The organism is Anabaena sp. FACHB-83 (genome assembly GCF_014697485.1).
Classification (GTDB): Bacteria; Cyanobacteriota; Cyanobacteriia; order Cyanobacteriales; family Nostocaceae; genus Nostoc_B.
In genome coordinates, this window is sequence record NZ_JACJRY010000019.1 from 36261 (window position 1) to 54444 (window position 18184).

The following is an 18184-nucleotide window of genomic DNA, read 5'->3' on the forward strand; positions in this document are numbered from 1 at the left end:
TTTCACCCTTACACCCAATCTCCACAGATAATTTTTGTGCGTCAGTCCTGACTTACTCAAGTTACCCACTTTCGCCAAGAAACGAACGTGAATTCAATACAACTGCTCAGAAAGTTCTCATTTAGGTCAGTTTATCTGTTTGGGGAAGTAACGAACGGTATCCGTATCTCGCTCGGATCAATAAGCGGCTCAATTTAATCAAACAGCAAAATAGCAGGTAATAACTTAGGATAACTCAGTCTTAATAATTCATAGCCAATTCCAGCCATACCATTGAACAAACCAGGATTATACATATCTTGGTGATGTGGAGAGAACAAATAGAAATGACCAGTTTCGTTAGCTTTGTTGACAATAGATGCAGCTAGTTTTTGGGCATCTGCTAATAAATCCGGATCTGAAAGCCTAGTAGCAGCTTCGAGGAGAACATCAACAATACCAAAGTTACCACAAGAGAGTCTGTCAACTAAATTTAAGTTACTGTTCTGGATGCTATTTAAACTACTTGTAATTTCTTGACAAATTTCTTCATCATCAAGTATTGTCAAACTACCCAAACGAGCTAACACAATACCCGCAGTACCATGACTCCAACCAAGGGGAAATGAATGATTTTGATTGTTGGTTTCGGCAAGCAAAAGACTACGTTCATAGGCGATCGCCTCTTTTGCACCTAACAAGAAATTACCATCCAGAGTGATATCATATAATCTCAACAAAGCATAGGCAATACCAGCCGCACCATAGGCAAACCCTGGTGACAGTTTCTTTTCTGCGGTATTCCAAGCTGTTATCCCTACATCACTGGTGATTCCCTGCTGTAATAGATGATTTCCACAGCTAACAGCCTGTTCTAAATATCTTTGTTCCCCTGTAACTTTGTGGAAGGCGAGGAATGCTAACAAAGCACCCGCCGAACCTGAACTAATATTTAAATCTTGGTCTTTGCTAATGACTTCTGGTGTGATTAAACTGGCAAATTTTTGGGCATCATCTAACAAATTCGGTTCATCTAGCAGATTACCAATCTGCACTAATCCATAGATAAGTGAACCTAATCCTGTGCAGATACCAACATCTATATTTTCAGTTAATTCTGTGGAATCATCTAAGTTGAAATTACGTAAATTTTGCCGTAATGGTTGCAATCCCTTAAGCGCAAAATGACGATATTGTTCGTCTTTGGTAACTGACCATAATGCGGCTAAGAATAAAGCTACTCCACAACTGCCATCATATAAATGATGTCCAAGGGCTTTTAACTGAAACCTGCGGAATTTCGCAACGTATTCCAAACCAATCCAAGCAGCATCATTCTCAGTAGAAAATGCCTGTGATTGAATTTTTTCAGCAATAGCGATCGCCTGTTTTAAACCTTCTTCTTGGCTCAAGGTTGTCAGATTAAGCGCAGTTGCTTGTGGTGTTTCAACACTAGCAGCAAAACTCTCTTCTAAAGGGTTAACAATACTACTATTAAAAGCCCCACGAATCACTTCTATTTGTCTGCTTAAATCATTATCACTAAGTTCATTAATTCGAGCTATTACCTGTGGAAAAGTAGACATAAGACAATCTGCAAATGGCACAGATGACAATCCAGAAAATATCTGTTCACTATCTGTAATTGCACTAAAGTATGGAATATCCATCTGTAATGCTGCTTGCAATTCTTGTTCTAGCAATGGCCAAAATAAAGGTTTATTTTGCTCAGAAATATACGCTCGACTAAGAAGCTCAAGTTTTATATTGCGGTCAACTCCATCTTTTAAATATTCGGCTCTTTGAGCATTACTTAATACAGAGGCATAAGTCTGAGTACCTCGAAACAAGAACCGAATTCGCTGATGATGAAAGTTCAATAATGGGCTATAATCACTCAATAAAAATTTTTGTTGTGCAATCATGAGAGAATATATTTTTTGAAATCCCATGATTAAATCTTCTACATAATTGTCTGGAGAGATTTGTAAATCTCCCAATTGAGGCAGATGCTTTCCATCTAAATTAATGGAGATTTCTTCATACTTCAGGTGCATTTTGTCAGTGTTAATATCGAGAAAAATAGGTGCATCATATTGACTATTTTCGACATCAGTTACCACTAATGGACTGAAATCACAAACTAATTTACCACCAAATACTACGTGCCATTGAGGTAGTAAATGAGTCTGCAAAACGGAATCCTGTACAATAAATTTCAAAGCCAATTCCACAGCATTAAAAGATTGATTAGTATCTTCTTCCTCCTTGACTGTAGGGTGCATGATCGTTTCTAAATCAATCACAACTGGATGCTCACCACAAGCTATAAGGTTCTCAAGATGACAATCATTACCTTTTAGAATATATAATAAACCTAATAAAACTCCAGTCCTCTGATAAAATCGCTTGATTGCCTGCTCATCTTCGCAAGGTGAATATTCGACAAACTCAACCCAACCATGATTGGAGCGATTTAATATTTTTAAACACTTAAATGCTAAATCAGCTTCTTGTTGGTTAAACCAAGATAGGAAATTGAAATAGGCTTCATCTATATGTAAACCCTTTGGTTTATAGACTAATTTTAAGCCAGAAGCAAAGGTAAGAATTATGACGGTGTGATGATCGTTATGAGGATCGGAAAGATTAGATTTAATTTCTACAACCTGTCCTAAATCTGCATCAGGCTGGAATAATTGCTGAATTTCGCTGTAATCTGCGGCTAAGTGTGATAAAAATTCGCCAATAGCATCAACCCAAAAATCAATGGTGATAGCTAACAGCCTAGCTATCACAGGATATTCTAAGAAAAAGGTAATGAGTCCATCCTGATTGAGCATTTGTTGGATAAATTCTGTATAGCGATCGCGCTTCACATTATCATCCGACTGTCTTAGTATATAAGCAAGAGCAGATTGTCTAGTTGCACGAAAACTAGAAAATTTTAACTCCATAGCGTGAGCAGCCATCTCAGAAAAAGTAATCAACAATCTCCGCTCTAATAACCCATGAGCATTTTCTGAAAGTTGGTGATAATTTTGTCCGGCGCGTGCAGTTAATTTTTGTCTAGCTATATAAACAAATGGTAAAAATATTTCTTCAAAGGGAATTAGTTCTTCAGAATCAACGCAGAGATAATCTATACCTTGTGAAAATGCAACATCAGCAGCTTTCACACCTTCATTTAATGTTTTAGTCCAAGCAGGTAAATTAACTCGATCAACCAAAGATACAGGCGCAACAGCACGACGCGCATCTTCTAAAGTCAACCCATCCCAGGCTAGGCGATTTTCAAATTTTTGATTGTCCCCATTAGCAACAGCTTCGCGCCACTTTTCTAATTTGCTATTTACTAAATCATCTAAGTTTTTTAGCTGACTAACTACAAAATTAGAGCTAAGACGCTCCGATAATGTACTAGATTTTTCTACAATGCTAATTAATTGTTCTTGAGTAAATTCCATAAGATATTAAAAACGTTCTAGAAAGTGATTAACAAATCTGAACACATTGCAAAAGACTAATTAAGTCTAATTCAAGTCAATACATTACTTGCTTTATTCCAGCATCAAAAGTGTTTTTACTTGTTTATAGAATTAGTTGAACTGTTGTGTATAAAAATGCACAGCAGTCAGATGAAATTTAGATGAGAGTTAAGGTGTGAAAATCTATTTGAGGGATGAAGTAGTTATTCATCCCTCCCAACGCCATTTTTATGAAGATTTAGGGTATATTAAACTTTGGCTACGCTAAATAATCTAAGTCCAAGGTTCAACAACTTTTTTCACTGTCTTTTTCACAAATTTTATATATCCGCCTCCTCCAGTGACAGCCTCTAATTCTTCATCGCTAATATTTTCATCAATCTCTGGTGGTAACAACAGATAAAGTTGATTTGAACTCTGTTGTACAACCTCAATAGTCACACCTGAAGGTAAATTTGTCCCTAGTTCTTTTTCTACAACTGCTTTCGCATCACTTAACAAGCGTTCTTTATACGCAGGATCTTCAATTGCCTTAGCAATTAAGCTATTCTTAAATTCTTCTACGTCAAATTCTTGATGATTGCTACTCATGATTTACCCTCCAATAGTTACTCGGCTACAGGCGGTAAGTCTTGATGGGGGTTTCAATTCCCCATCATAGACATTCCTTTGTTGCCTTAATCCTGTTAAGGAAACTTTTATTTAAAAATTTTACTTATTGCTCTGGAAACTTTTGGAGATTGCTTAACAGCATAAGGACTTGCAGCTACAACGGCTGTGAAGATAAATCCTCCTGCTACAGCCTCCAACTCTTCCTCAGCAATTGCCTCATCATCAACAAATTGATCGATATCGACTGGCAATACTAAATAAAGTTCTTTTGGAGTTTGTTGTAGAACTTCAATTGTCAAATTTGCAGGTAATTGTTCACCTAATTCTTCTTGCAATACTGCTTTAGGGTTGTTCAACAAACGTTGTTTATAAGCAGAGTCTTCCATTGCCTTAGCAATGATACGTTCTTGAATTTCTAAAGCGTTGATGGTTTCAGAATTGATAGACATGGTTAATTCTCCAGTATTGATTGAAGTTTAATTGTTTTTGTTATCATTCTTTTACAAGTTATAAATAGCAACTTGTAATTCAGGAATGATATTTACTTTCGTCTTTGTTGCCACTTTTTCAGGGTATGTTCTATACCTGCAAAAACAGAAACTTGAGCAGCTGTGCTGGCAATCAATTTTGATACAAAGGATATTGATGCCCCTGCAACAGCCTCTAGTTCTGGCTGAGAAATAATTCCATCACGCACCAGTTCATCAATATCAATTGGTAATACTAAATAGAGTTGTTTGGGACTCTGTTGTAAAACCTCAACTGATAAATTTTCTGGTAAGTCAGCACCTAATTCTTCTGCTAAAACCGCTCTAGCATCACTTAATAAGCGTTGTTTATAGGCGGGATCTTCTATTGCTTTTGCAATGATAAGTTCTTGCAAACTTTCAGGACTCAATCCTTCAGAATTTGTAGTCATGATGGATGATGAATTTAGAGAACAGTTTGATGAATTGTTCTAACTTATACCAAGTCTCAATGAAGTGGAGTACATAGTTTCATAGAGTATTTAAACCAGTGTGATAGCTTTGAATACCTAGCTATGTACTCCATTCTTAGGCATTTGAATGATTTCGATGAAAAAGGTTATCTTAACCTTTGCGAGACTTGACGTTATAGTAAATTGAACCAATTACAGATGAGATTGTCGCACTAATACCTGAGACACTTTGTAAAAGCTCTGACTTACTTTTTACGTTTCCAGGTTTAGTAATTCTTATGCGTAAGCCGCCGGCTACTGCTTCTAATTCTTCTTGGGTAATGATGCCTTCGCGGACTAGTTGATCCAAATCTGTTGGTAGCACTAGATAAAGATGATTAGCACTTTGTTGCAATACTTGAATTGTGACATCGTCACTTAATTTCTCACCCAATTCTTCTTCTACTACTGCTTTAGCATCATTTAACAAACGTTGCTTGTAAGCAGGGTCTTCTATTGCTTTAGCAATAATACGCTCTTCTAAGGTGCTTGGGGTGAATTCTTCAGAGTTTATAGTCATGGTTGCAGTTTAGTGAATTTGCTTGTGGGAAATATTCAATCTTGAAAATTACTATTTTCTTGCTTGCACTTATTTAGGTCTTGTGGTGTGTCTTTGGCTTAAAACACCAAGAGTTAGGGCAGCCACAGCACTCTTTAAAGAGGCTTCAATATTTTTAAAATTTCGTGTCTGTCCATTCACATTTCCTGGGTGAATACTAATTTTCGCGCTCAATCGGCTGACAACACCACCACCTGCTACTGCTTCTAATTCTTCTTGGCTAATGATGCCTTCACGAACTAGTTGATCAATATCTATTGGTAGCACTAGATAAAGATGATTAGCACTTTGTTGCAATACTTGAATTGTGACATCGTCACCTAATTTCTCACCCAATTCTTCTTCTACTACTGCTTTAGCATCACTTAACAAACGTTGCTTGTAAGCAGAGTCTTCCATTGCTTTAGCAATAATGCGATCTTCCAATGTGGTTGGGTTAAATTCTTCAGAGTTGGTAGTCATAATTGATTCTATGTTGAATTGTTTTTACCTCAGTCAACCTAACTCAACAGTGGAGTTGTTGTTGTGTCTGATTACTTTTATAATAGGTTGATTAAATCAAGTTGTTAATCACGGATTTTTATTATTCACTACTTAATATTTAGCCCTATTCAACAAATAATATTTAAATAAAAACATCCTAGATTTATTAATTAAATCTAGGATGTTTTTCTAATTTATTTAATTGACTAAGTTTGAGGTTGTCGCAGGAGTTTAACCTTTTGAAATGGATGTATTTGATTAAAATCTAATCCGTAACGCACCATATCACCAAAGAGATTAATCTGCTCAATCTCTGCTGGAGATAGTCTACCTTTTTCTACTGCGGCGATCGCTTCATCAATTTCTTGCCTATTTGTCACCCCCATTAAGGCAACATCTACACAATTTTGTGATAAGGAATAACGGTAAAAATCTGGTATATTAGGCCACCAACACCACTCAGGTAAGCTTGGCGGTGGTATTATATGTTCACCCATAGATTTAAACGTCACAATTCCTGAACGTTGTAAATCTTGTGAATCTAAATTAGCAAATATTTTTTTCTGTGCTGTGCGATGAGCAGGATTATGTCTCACCATGACCACATCTAAAAAAGGATGATTTAACCAAGCTTGAGCATGATCAAGATTATGAAAAGACGCACCGACATAACGCACCGCACCCATTTTCTTCAGCCGTTCAGATACACCAAAAGCTTCTTCGACAAACTGTTGATATCCTGTATTTGGCCCCCGCAAATAAGGAGAATGTTCAAAGCAATCTCGAATGGCTTCACCATCGCGATCGCCAACCCAACCCCAAAACAACACATCAATATAATCAATCCCTAATTCTTCAAACTGATCGTATAAAACACCCACTAAAGATTCGGGACTTTTAATATAAGTAACAGTCGCTAACACCACTTTTTCCCGCACTGATGAACCGCGCCCACACAGTTGACGCAATCCATCCGCCATATTTTGATAAATAAAATGATGCAAATCACTAGAATAGAAGAAGTAGTTAATTCCTCGCTCAAAAGCATAGAGTGTATCTTCACTAGAAATACCCCCTCCGCCACCTATACCCAAGCAACTCACTGTTAAATCAGTACGCCCTAGTGGACGGTAAAAAGGTAAGGGAAATTTTTGTTCATGAGAATTGTTTTGATTTAAAAAATTATGATTAGATTCAACGACAGAAATTAGTTGTTCCATAAATTTTATTTTTGAGTGATAGAAAACTTTAATAAAAATATATTGATAATTTGCTATTTACTAATAATGCTATTTGCTTCTTGTGGCGATAATCCCACACTGGCGGCCAATTGCTCTAAAGCAATTCTTTCCCTTGTATTTGTATTCAACATTTCTGTGACAGCAGCCACATAATCTGCATTACCAAGTTGAGTTTGGATATTAACACTTGCAACCCGTGAACTATCAGCAAACTTTTGCATTTGGTAGGTAGCAATTTTCGCGGCTTGACGTGCTTGCAAGTATTCAACGTAATACTGTACTATAGCTACTCTTTTTTGGCGTTTTTCTTCTAGCAACCGAGCTTTCAGAACAGATGATTGTTGAGTAGCAGTTAAGAGCCTAATAGGGTTAACTGTAACACCAATGTAAAACTCTTCATAATTGTTAAATGATCCGTATGTTGTGCCGGAGAAACTAACACTCATCACATCATTAAAGGGACTTAAACCCCTAGCAGCTTTGGCTTCTAAGATGTCGGGAGAATTACGTTCAGCGATACTAACTAACTCGTCAATATTTTTGAGATCCTGTTGTGTAATCTCAGTTTGCAAAACTTTGAATTGTTGATTTTGGTTAATATTATTCTCAGATGCCACTACTATTGCAGGAATACTGACAATTGTAAACGTAGAGAACAACACTATACCATGAAAAAATCGCGGTTTAATTAATTTTGATAGTGTCATTTTGTAACCTAGTAATTTAAATGGCTGTAGCACATCATCAATTCCTTTAGTTTTATTAAATTTAGATTCATGAAAGAAATTGACTTATGATTATTTAATTAAAAAACTTTAAAATCTGAGCAATAAGCAAAATTGCTATTTTTAGATTATCAATTAATTAATAATTAAGAAAAATCCTGTCAATGATTTTAAATTTTGACAGAACTTGGTTTAGAGAGGAGGAATAAAATGAGATGGCGACTGATTTAAGAAATTGTTGGTAATGGATTACAATTGATTTTCCATTACCAAAATTGGGTTATCGATTCCTGGGTTTAATCTACTACTGCATAATACTCTTTAATAAAGAACAACTAAATGCACTATTTTGAGGATTAACTACAGCATTTTTAGCCAGAAATGACTTATTCTATTGCTCAATTTTTCTGCTTTTGCCAGGGATTAATTGATAAAATTCCTAAAAATTAGAGCTTACGCAAGCCTCACAATTGATGGTTGGTGCGTGACGCTATAAATTTCATTACAACGTTCAAATACTTTCGCAGCGTCACACACCCTAAAGAAAAAATATGCTAGTGCTTTGTTCTGGACTGTAAAGACATTGCACGCAACGTCTCTACATCATTTATAAAAGTGAGTCAGCCTTAGTTAACTGCGCGAGATGGAATACCTTGCCAATGGCTTTGAAATGGTAGCATTTCACCTTTCATCACTAGAGATAAAGCATCTAATTTTGCTCCAGCTTCCATTTCCGAGTCATATAGAACTACAGAACGAGGCCCAACACTACAACCACGACCGATTCTTAATTTGGACATTTTCATCACGCGGTCTTCAAACAAATGAGTTTGCAGAGATACCAAATTAGCGATCGCCGCATCATCAGCAACCCGCACTAAATCAAACTCGGTTAAATACGTAGTCTCCATGTAAACTCGGCGACCGATTTTTGCCCCAAATAAACCTAAAAGCGGTGCTAACAATGGTGTCCCAGTAAACCATCTGAGTAAAAATGGTACAGCGACAGTTTCATATAAGCCAGTAATAAACTCTGTACGACGCACAAAGATAGACCACAAAGGCTCTACACGCGGTCGATAGCGTCCAACTACTATCCATTTCAATATCGCCACGAAAAGAGTTACCAAAAAGGAAGAGGCTATAAATAGTCCTGGTGACAAAACTATCAGCATTGGTGTTGATACTTTTGATGTCAACCAAGCTAACCCGACAAGATTCTCAATGAACAGCACATATATAAGGGTTAGTGGTAAAACAATCCGCACAAACTCAATAGCAAGACGACCAAAAACCAGTTTTAGAGGTGGACGGAAAGTCACTCTTTCATCAAAACACTCATCTTGCTGACGACGTGGGAGGAAAATTGCTGGTGAACCAAGCCATGATGAACCAGAGGAGACTGGTTTTTTCGGTGGCACAGACAACACCCCAATTAAGCTATTATCACCAAGATATGCACTACTAGGGACTAAAGCAGCGTTACCCACAAAGGAACGACTACCAATTTCAGTAGCTCCCAAGGCAAAGAAGCCATTGTAATATTTAGCCGCACCAATCGTAGCAAAGTCAGCCACAAAACTTTCACTACCCAATCTCAGCAAGTCTGGATCAATCTGCGATACAGTTGAAACTTCTGATCTCGGCCCGACTTTCGCCCCCAACAGACGCAGCCAAGGCATAGTATAAAGGGTGGCGTAGAGGGTGTTAGTTAGTGACAAACTCGTAAACATAAATTTGTCAGCCAGCCACTTACGCAAACCAAAACCAGAATTTTCTGGAAAAATCCCAGGACGAGTATTGGGCATTACCAACCACTTACCAAAGGCGACTACAGCACAGGTTGTCAGTCCATACAATAAACCGGCAATGGGTGTGTATAAAAGACCTTTGAGCAGTTGTCCTTGGGATACCGCGTACTCAAAAATTAACCCTGGAGTGAAAATAATGAAGGGTAGAGCATCAAGCAAGATAAATCCAGCAACAAAACCCATCCAAAGTCTTGGCGACAATTGCACCGAGGGGGTTTTGCGGTAGTTCATTTCCTTCAAAATCGGATCAGCATCGGTAATTGGCTGCGAGGGCGACCCAGCCCAAACCTGATAATCTGGAATCACTTGGTTTTGTGCTACTAAAGACTGTTCATCTAACTGCACTCCCCGACCTACATGACTACCAAGCATGACTACTGAATTAGTCCCAATAAAGCTATGAGCCCCAATTTCAATGGGTGCTTGATATAACCATCCATCTTCCACTATAAAAGGCTGTACCTGAACACCATAGCCAATGCTCACCCCGTCTTCAATTGTGATTAAATCAGGCAGATGTAAATCTTTCGTGCCGATATGACAGCCTTCACCAATCTTTCCACCCAATAACCGCATATATAAGGGCATGAGAGGCGAACCAGCTAGATAATCAAGTGGGGCAATATCTATAGTTTTTCTCACTAACCACCAACGGCAATAATACCAACCCCACAAGGGATAGCGGCCTGGACGAAACTTACCAATGAGCAACCATTTAGCGATGATGGGGAGTGTGAGACTAATCACAAACCACATCATAGAAAATATGCTGATTTCCGCAAAAACTACCAGTGGTGATGACCATTCATGAAAGTCCTCTAACAGTAAGATGAATGGCATTCCGAAAACGATAAAGAGGACATAGAGCATAACTATTTGTATGCTCCCACTCAACCAGACTCGCAAGTTACTATGATGTCTAACTGTACGTGGATTTGACCGAACAGATGCACTATGTTGTTTTTGGATGCTTTCGATGTGATTGGCAAGCGATCGGATAGTTGTGTGGGAATATAAATCAGCAATAGAAAGATACTGTAATGTTGGTTGCTGTCTCAAGTTAGAGATGATACGCGCCGCAAAAAGAGAATGACCACCTAAATCAGCAAAGAAGTCTTCTTCAACAGATATATGATCATTGCCGAAAATCTGACCCCAAGCATTAGCTAGTTCTTGTTCAAGCTCTGTAGCTGGTGGCACATATAAACCAGAGTTTTTGCTGACTCTCTTAGTCGTGGGATTTGGTAGCTGTGAACGGTCAGCTTTACCATTGGGTAATGTGGGAATCGCATCCAAAATTTCAAGGAATGCTGGCACCATGTAGTTAGGCAGACGGCTACTCAGTGAGTTATACAGGCGATGTTTGAAAGCTTGAGAATCAGTGACAGGAATATGTAGTGTGATATAAGCAACTAATTCTTTGTTTGCATCATTAATAGATACCAGGGAGACAATAGCATTCTCTACTTCTTGATCTTCTAGTAAAACTGCTTCAATTTCTGTTAGTTCGATACGATAACCCCGAATTTTAACTTGATGGTCAATGCGCCCTAAATATTCTATTTCACCATCTGGGGTAAATCGACCTAGATCACCGCTACGATATAGTTTTTCCTCCTTCTCACCTACAGTAAAGGGGTTGGGGATGAACTTAGCGGCAGTTTTTTCGGGAAGATTTACATAACCTTGGGTGACACCAATTCCCCCAATGCAGATTTCTCCAATCTCACCTGGTGGAACTTCTTGTAGAGACTCATCGAGGATATAAACACTGTAGTATGGTAAGGGTTTACCGATAGTGACTGGTTTGTCTGGGACTAATTCCGTCCACAAAGCTGTAACTGTTGTTTCGGTCGGCCCATAAGTATTCAGCATCCGCCGTCCCCCAATACTCCAACGCTTGACTAAATCCTGGGGACAGGCTTCACCGCCGACTATTAAAGTATGGATGGAGGGGACATCTTTATCTACTGTTGCTAGGAGGGTAGGAACACAGTAGAGCATTGTTACCTGCTGTTCAATCAAGAAATCAGCCAAGTCTGTGCCGATTTTGCGATGGTCGGTAGGGCCGACAATCAAAGTAGCTCCCACAGCAAAGGTAGGCCAAATTTCCTCAATAGAGAAATCAAAGGCGATGATGATCCCTTGATAAATGCGATCGCAACTCTTTACGCCATAGATTGGTGTACAAATAGAGATAAAGCTGCATATATTAGAGTGATTGACAGCTACACCTTTAGGTCTGCCAGTCGAGCCGGAAGTATAGATAATGTAACAGATTTCGTCTTGTGCATCTGACAACAAAATCCGCGTTTTTGGCTGTTTGGCAATATCTTCAGCTACAGCATCCAACATCAAAACTTGACAGCCAACCCCAGCAGTTAGTTCACTGAATTTTGTGGTACTAATCAGTAAATTCAGAGATGCGTTTTCTGCAATAAAGGTGATTCTATCTTGGGGAAAGGACGCATCTAGAGGGATGAAAGCTGCACCACTCTTGAGTATAGCCAGCAACGTCACATAGGTATTAATTGAGCGTTCCAGCAGAATACCAATTCTGTCCTCTTGATTGATACCTTGATTTACTAGGTAATGGGCTAACTGATTTGCTCGTACATCAAGTTCTCCATAAGTGAGCAACTCAGTATCACATATCAAAGCCACAGCATCAGGACTAACATCACACCGATTTTCAAAAAAGTAATGCAGACGTTGTGGTGTTTCTGTGTGACTAAAATTGTCAAACTGAGTATTTAGAGAGTTGACAATTTTGTAATTATTTGGTCTATTTGACTGATGATATCTAGTTTCCATGCCAAATCTTTCCAATGATCATCATAGCTAGTGAGTAGTTTAAGAAAGTGGGCGATCGCTATCCTATTAATTGAGGTTTACTCACTAAAATTGCAGGAGAAATCCCCTGCAATGGCGAGTCTAGAAACTTGTATTAGCGCAAAAATATTTGTTTCTTACTTTATCCCTCTTGCGGTTGAGGCTCAGAATCTAACACTCCGCGCTCAAACAAAACATTCAGATAACAAGATATTCTTGCTGATGTCACTCCTTTAAGAGTTAACAACTCTGTAATCTCTGCGGTTGTATACTGACCGTGGTGAATTAAAGCACCTAACTCCTGCCATAACACATCATGGTGAAATTTAAAAGTTTTAATGCGAGTTGAGAGTTGAAAACCATCCACCAGAGTTTGATAATTCAGATCACGCCGGAAGCGGATCAAGTCGCTAGGTCTGAGGATTCGCGGCATATGATCCTGAATCATCCTTTCAATCAAAATCTTCAGGTCATCAGCATCTACAAAAGTGCCTTGATCATAAACCATATAACCCAATGGCCAGCGTTCATCAGCATTACAAGGGCTAATCAGCTTAACACTGCGCTCCACCATATTAAATAAAAATCCTGACACACAAGCAATTGTTCCTTGTCTGTGAGCCTCTTCATCTCCTTGACCTTTTTGCAGGTTTGCTTGTCGCTGTCTCCCTGCATGAGCTTTAACAGCATTTTCTGCCTCTTCATTGAGAAAATTCATCTGCACATTCAACAGTTCTTCATCGCTAAACTCTTGATAAACTCTGTCTAACATCTTCAAAGACAGAATTGAAAAGCGATTGCAGATACCATTTTTCTCTTTTGAGAGTTTTAAAATTGCCCGTGTTTGCTCAACATTTTTCAGAGGTTGAGCAGTCGTCATCTGGGGGAGAGAACCAGTAATGGCGTGAAAATCATGGCAAAACTTTTCATAATCTGGGTTATCTAGAGGATCAGTAGCCCAATAGCAAAAACCTTTCCCAGCCGCAGAACCTAAAAAGTCTGTGATGACTTCTAGCACGCCGCGCCATAATTGAGCATTTTCGGGAGTATATAAGAAAATATCGCTAAATTTCAGTGCAGATACAGCACAGAATCGACATCCCACAGAACAACCCTTGCTCAATTCAAAACAAACTGGGATGTGTTGAATTACTTTGTGAACAGCTAAGTTAAATTGGCTGGCGGTACGTGCAATTTGTCTTTCCCGCCATGCACGAATATTTAAGTGACTAACATCAGAATCGATATCTGTTACTTTATCTAAGCGATCAAAAAATGCCTGACTTAGTGTTAGCAGTGGAAAATCTGATATATTTTTACAGTTTTTATCCCATTTAGGTCTGACATCTTCAGGATTTAGTTTCAACCCATAGCGCAAAAATGCACTGTAAGGATCTTCAACGACTTGTTCCCGAAATTTACTATCTGCTTCCCAATGTTCTTGAAACCGCTTAACTTGACTAAATTTACTTAGGAGTTGCGGATCAACCTGATCGATAGTTTGAAAACTATCGTGGTAATCTAAACAAAATTCTTTAATGTTAAAAGAACGTGCAATTATTTCTTGTCGTAACTCTTCAGTGTGCATCATAATTGGTAAATATATCATCAGGCTTAGTGTAGACTGTAGCTTTTGAGATTTTCAAAGGTTTCAAAAACCCTCTAAATTTGAGGCTCAGAGTCTAAAACCCCACGCTCAAATAAAAGATTGAGATAGTAAGATGTTTGTGTCGCTAACACACCTTTATTCGTAAAAAATTGGGTAATCTCTGCGGTTGTGTGATTACCTTGATGGATTAAAACCCCTAACTCTTTCCACAAAGAATCATGACGGAACTTGAAGGTTTTAACATGGGTAGAAAGTTGAAAGCCATCAACAAGAGCTTCATACTTCAGATCAGGACGAAAGCGTAACACATCGCCTAGTCTCACTGTCTGCGGCATATTATCCCGAATCATTCGCTCAATCAAACTCTTGAGGTCATCAGCATCTACGAAAGTTCCTTGATCATAGACTATATAACCTAATGGCCATCGTTCATTGGCATTACAAGGGCTAATCAGCTTGACACTACGCTCCACCATGTTAAATAAAAATCCTGATACACAAGCAATTGTTCCTTGTGCATGAGGTTCTTCATCTCCTTGACTTTTTTGGAGGTTTATTTCTCGTTGTCTCCCTGCATGAGCTTTAACAGAATCTTCTGCCTCTTCATTCAGAAAATTCATTTGCACATTCAACAGATCTTCATCGCTAAACTCTTGATAAACTCTGTCCAACATCTTCAAAGACAGAATTGAGAAACGATTGCATACACCGTTTTTCTCTCTTGAGTATCTTAAAATCGAGCGTAGACGGTCTGGATACTTTAACGGTTGACTAGTTGTAGTCCGGGGGAAAAATCCCGTAATCGCATGAAAATCAAGACAAAATTTTTCATAGTCTGGGTTATCTAGGGGATCAGTCGCCCAATAGCAAAAGCCAGCACCCGCAGAAGTTCCTAAAAAACCTGTCATCACTTCTAATACTTCACGCCACAATTTGGAATTTTCAGGAGTGTATAAGAATATCTCAGTGAGAGGGGGTGCTGATACAGCACAGAATCGGCATCCTACTGAACAACCCTTGCAAAGTTCAAAAGAAACTGGAGCATGAATAACAATTTGGTTAACCAATGGTTGAAACTGACTAGCAGTACGTACAATTTGCCTTTCTCGCCATTGTCGAATATAGATATTACTGGGAGCAGTCTTTAAGTGGATATTTTGTAAATAGTCCAACCTTTCAAAGAACTCATTACTCAATTTCAAGAGTGGAAACTCTAATAGTCCTTGTTCCCACTTGCTATTGCAATCTTCATCCCATATTGGTCTGACATCTTCAGGATGTAATTTCAAACCGTGGCGCACAAAGGCACTATGAGGATCTGTAAAAACTTGTTGACGAAACTCTACGTCTACTTCCCAACGTTCTTTAAACCGCTTGATTTGACTAAATTTAGCTAGTAATTTTTGATCGATTGTGGTGAAATCTGCATGGTGATCTATATCGTATTCTGTAATATCAAAAGGTGGAAAAATAAATTCTGCTTTCATTTGATGATTTAGTTCTTGAGTTGACATAAACATTGGGAATTATATTAACTATTACAAAATTTTATAATTAATAACAATCAAATTAAATGTGATGAATGACTAAATCTTTTTCTCAGAAAGATTTTTAACGCTTTAGTTTCCTTATGTTCTTAAAATTTTCTGATACTTTGAAAGCTAGAGATGAATTCGTAATTCAGTATAGGTAGAGGAGAATGTAAACTCCACTATAGTCTGATGTTTACATTCTCCTAATATCGAGTTTGCAATTAATGCTGACTCAATTCAAAAGATGTGTTAATGATGTTGAAATTTATCGTGAGAATCTCTATTATTCTCACTTATTCGTCAGCTTTTATTTTGCTGCTATCAACAAAATTAACCTATGATAAAGACCCTGCCTCTCTTTCTAGTTGCTACATAGCCACCAGCAACTTGCTCTAATGCCTCATCGCTTAGTTCTTCTTCCACACCTGGTACTGGTGGAATCACTAGATAGATGTTGTTATTATCTTCTTCAAACACATGAATCTGCAAATTATCAGGCATAGTTGTTCCCAATTCTTTGGCTATAGCTGCTTTGGGATTAGATAATAACTCTTGTCTAAATGCAGCATCCTGCCAAGTTTTTGCAGCGATTTGTGCGTTAAACTCATGACGTGAAAATTCTTGTCCTGACATGAAATTACTCCTGAATTGAGGTTAAATTTACAAAAAGTGTATGTATGATTTACTCCCATAGGTTCTGCCAATCCTTGGTAATTTATAGATCATCCTTAAGAATCGTCAGATATATGGGGTGAGTATCGACTTAAATCACATAAACTTAACTCATCAACTATTAACAATGCTTATTTATCTAGTTTTTGCTTAGGTTTATGCTAGCAAGTTTATTTGATTATGCTGTTAATCGCTCATCCCTTAGCAATAACTAATTTGACACATTCTTGTTGATGAATTTTTTATTTGGTCTAAGTTGATAATTAAATAATATAGTAATTTCCTAATGGGAATAATGCACAATCATTTGATCTGAATACACATTTTGTAGATAAAGTTTTGATTTATAAAAATAAAAAATACCTAATTTCTTATAGTAATTAGGTATGATGATTTGAGGTAATTCTAATTAATCATCATTTCTGATGGCGTATAGTGTAGTTTAAGTCCTCGCTAATTGGTGTGTTACTTAAACTACAGGGATTTAAATTTTCACTTTTAACAGTTAAATTTGTAGTAATTAAATTTAATGAATGTGTTATTTACAGACAAGACTGCGACCAAATGCTAAATACCCTTTAGCTTCTAAGTATCCGTCTGGATGATAATTTATCTTTATATGATTTAAATTTCTAAAATAAATGCTATGCCATCTTGAACCAAGAAATTGAGATACTTTAATCAAATTATCAGGCCATAACTCTGGATAATTCTGTGCGTGACAATATCCAGACCAATTGAGAACAGCATCATATTTTTCTGGGGTACATAATTCATGTTCTACTAAACAATTTAAAAGTAATTGCCATTTTGGTTCACATCTTGTACTTTTATTATTTAATAGGCACTCTAAACCTAGCTGCGGAAAAATACTAGTTCCTATATCGATATTGAGGATTATTGTATCTACAATTTGAGTTAGTGACTGAATTATTTCTTTGAGAGGTTCAATTGAATATTTCCAACCAATTTGAGCAAGGTAATCTTCAAGATATTCAGGAGAAATCCCACTAATATTGACTCTAACAGCATCTAAATGGCGAGAAAACATAACTCCTACATAAAGTATTTGAGAGCCTTGTGGTAAGGAATTTACACAAATACCTAGATTATTTTCAATTATTGGTGAAACATGATCATCAAATAATATGTGCAAGGCCGTTTTCACAGTTTGTAGTTGCTCATTAGCACTTTGAGATATCTGGATACTATATTTTTCTGAATTTAGTTCTTTGAATCCTAAAAACAAGCTAGGAATTGGTAAATTTTGGGGATCTTTATCAAGATCAAATTCCAGCCAAATATTGTCTATATTGTTAGATAGTAGGGAGTTTGTTCCACAACAGGCAGAACAAAAATTTTGAATACGTCTCCAGATAGGATTTGAAGAAAATACTTCTGGTAAGTTCACTAGAAAATCTAGTTTTTCAAAGCTCTGATGACTTGAACCTAAATTTGTAGCAAGGACTGAGAAATCTACCCTGGAGTTATTCGCACCTAGACGGCACTCAAATAACCCCTCGGATGAAAGTGGAAAAATCCTTGTTATTGCTTGAATATGAGATAAAGCTTCGGGAGAAACTAACTTAGGTGAAAGGTGGGGTACAACAACCTGAAGATAATTTTCTAATGTACAGCTATTCATGGTAATTTTGATTGATA

The 18184-nt window shown here is 37.6% G+C and carries 13 protein-coding genes; all 13 read right to left on the reverse strand.

Features of this window, described 5'->3' with window-relative positions; translation table 11 throughout:
• Positions 1-194 precede the first annotated feature (194 nt).
• The 13 genes from H6G79_RS21365 to H6G79_RS21425 all read right to left on the reverse strand — a co-directional run bounded on the left by H6G79_RS21365 (position 195) and on the right by H6G79_RS21425 (position 18167).
• Positions 195-3446, reverse strand: a complete 3252-nt coding sequence (locus H6G79_RS21365; protein ID WP_190593141.1) for a type 2 lanthipeptide synthetase LanM family protein — start codon at positions 3444-3446, stop codon at positions 195-197.
• A gap of 294 nt (positions 3447-3740) precedes the next feature.
• Positions 3741-4058, reverse strand: a complete 318-nt coding sequence (locus tag H6G79_RS21370) for an NHLP leader peptide family RiPP precursor (RefSeq protein ID WP_190593140.1) — start codon at positions 4056-4058, stop codon at positions 3741-3743.
• Between the two features lie 107 nt (positions 4059-4165).
• Complete coding sequence (locus tag H6G79_RS21375; RefSeq protein WP_190593139.1) at positions 4166-4528, reverse strand: NHLP leader peptide family RiPP precursor; 363 nt, start codon at positions 4526-4528, stop codon at positions 4166-4168.
• Between the two features lie 92 nt (positions 4529-4620).
• Positions 4621-4998, reverse strand: coding sequence for an NHLP leader peptide family RiPP precursor (locus tag H6G79_RS21380; protein ID WP_190593138.1), 378 nt, complete (start codon positions 4996-4998; stop codon positions 4621-4623).
• Positions 4999-5170: 172 nt separating this feature from the next.
• A complete protein-coding gene (locus H6G79_RS21385) occupies positions 5171-5578 on the reverse strand; it encodes an NHLP leader peptide family RiPP precursor (protein ID WP_190593137.1) in 408 nt (135 codons plus the stop codon).
• Positions 5579-5647: 69 nt separating this feature from the next.
• Positions 5648-6079 (reverse strand): NHLP leader peptide family RiPP precursor, encoded by a 432-nt coding sequence (locus tag H6G79_RS21390; RefSeq protein ID WP_190593136.1) that lies wholly within the window; start codon positions 6077-6079, stop codon positions 5648-5650.
• A gap of 227 nt (positions 6080-6306) precedes the next feature.
• Entirely contained in the window at positions 6307-7320 is a 1014-nt protein-coding gene (locus tag H6G79_RS21395) for an aldo/keto reductase (protein ID WP_190593135.1), read from the reverse strand.
• Between the two features lie 53 nt (positions 7321-7373).
• Positions 7374-8048: a hypothetical protein gene (locus tag H6G79_RS21400; protein WP_190593134.1), complete on the reverse strand. Its 675-nt coding sequence runs from the start codon at positions 8046-8048 to the stop codon at positions 7374-7376.
• A gap of 644 nt (positions 8049-8692) precedes the next feature.
• Positions 8693-12691, reverse strand: coding sequence for a Pls/PosA family non-ribosomal peptide synthetase (locus H6G79_RS21405; RefSeq protein ID WP_190593133.1), 3999 nt, complete (start codon positions 12689-12691; stop codon positions 8693-8695).
• A gap of 160 nt (positions 12692-12851) precedes the next feature.
• Positions 12852-14318, reverse strand: a complete 1467-nt coding sequence (locus tag H6G79_RS21410; protein WP_242048493.1) for a radical SAM family RiPP maturation amino acid epimerase — start codon at positions 14316-14318, stop codon at positions 12852-12854.
• 53 nt (positions 14319-14371) lie between these two features.
• Entirely contained in the window at positions 14372-15832 is a 1461-nt protein-coding gene (locus H6G79_RS21415; RefSeq protein ID WP_190593132.1) for a radical SAM family RiPP maturation amino acid epimerase, read from the reverse strand.
• A gap of 348 nt (positions 15833-16180) precedes the next feature.
• Positions 16181-16483 carry an NHLP leader peptide family RiPP precursor gene (locus H6G79_RS21420; RefSeq protein ID WP_190593131.1) on the reverse strand — a complete coding sequence of 101 codons (303 nt, stop codon included), beginning with the start codon at positions 16481-16483 and terminating at the stop codon, positions 16181-16183.
• A 577-nt stretch (positions 16484-17060) separates the two neighbouring features.
• Positions 17061-18167, reverse strand: a complete 1107-nt coding sequence (locus H6G79_RS21425; RefSeq protein WP_190593130.1) for a hypothetical protein — start codon at positions 18165-18167, stop codon at positions 17061-17063.
• Positions 18168-18184: the final 17 nt, after the last annotated feature.

What these genes read in the sequence shown, in the direction of transcription:
- H6G79_RS21420 (WP_190593131.1), bottom strand. Translation starts at nt 16,483, where the DNA reads ATGTCAGGACAAGAATTTTCACGTCATGAGTTTAACGCACAAATCGCT.
- H6G79_RS21405 (WP_190593133.1), bottom strand. Translation starts at nt 12,691, where the DNA reads ATGGAAACTAGATATCATCAGTCAAATAGACCAAATAATTACAAAATT.
- H6G79_RS21380 (WP_190593138.1), bottom strand. Translation starts at nt 4,998, where the DNA reads ATGACTACAAATTCTGAAGGATTGAGTCCTGAAAGTTTGCAAGAACTT.
- H6G79_RS21425 (WP_190593130.1), bottom strand. Translation starts at nt 18,167, where the DNA reads ATGAATAGCTGTACATTAGAAAATTATCTTCAGGTTGTTGTACCCCAC.
- H6G79_RS21365 (WP_190593141.1), bottom strand. Translation starts at nt 3,446, where the DNA reads ATGGAATTTACTCAAGAACAATTAATTAGCATTGTAGAAAAATCTAGT.
- H6G79_RS21370 (WP_190593140.1), bottom strand. Translation starts at nt 4,058, where the DNA reads ATGAGTAGCAATCATCAAGAATTTGACGTAGAAGAATTTAAGAATAGC.
- H6G79_RS21385 (WP_190593137.1), bottom strand. Translation starts at nt 5,578, where the DNA reads ATGACTATAAACTCTGAAGAATTCACCCCAAGCACCTTAGAAGAGCGT.
- H6G79_RS21390 (WP_190593136.1), bottom strand. Translation starts at nt 6,079, where the DNA reads ATGACTACCAACTCTGAAGAATTTAACCCAACCACATTGGAAGATCGC.
- H6G79_RS21415 (WP_190593132.1), bottom strand. Translation starts at nt 15,832, where the DNA reads ATGTCAACTCAAGAACTAAATCATCAAATGAAAGCAGAATTTATTTTT.
- H6G79_RS21400 (WP_190593134.1), bottom strand. Translation starts at nt 8,048, where the DNA reads ATGACACTATCAAAATTAATTAAACCGCGATTTTTTCATGGTATAGTG.
- H6G79_RS21395 (WP_190593135.1), bottom strand. Translation starts at nt 7,320, where the DNA reads ATGGAACAACTAATTTCTGTCGTTGAATCTAATCATAATTTTTTAAAT.
- H6G79_RS21410 (WP_242048493.1), bottom strand. Translation starts at nt 14,318, where the DNA reads ATGATATATTTACCAATTATGATGCACACTGAAGAGTTACGACAAGAA.
- H6G79_RS21375 (WP_190593139.1), bottom strand. Translation starts at nt 4,528, where the DNA reads ATGTCTATCAATTCTGAAACCATCAACGCTTTAGAAATTCAAGAACGT.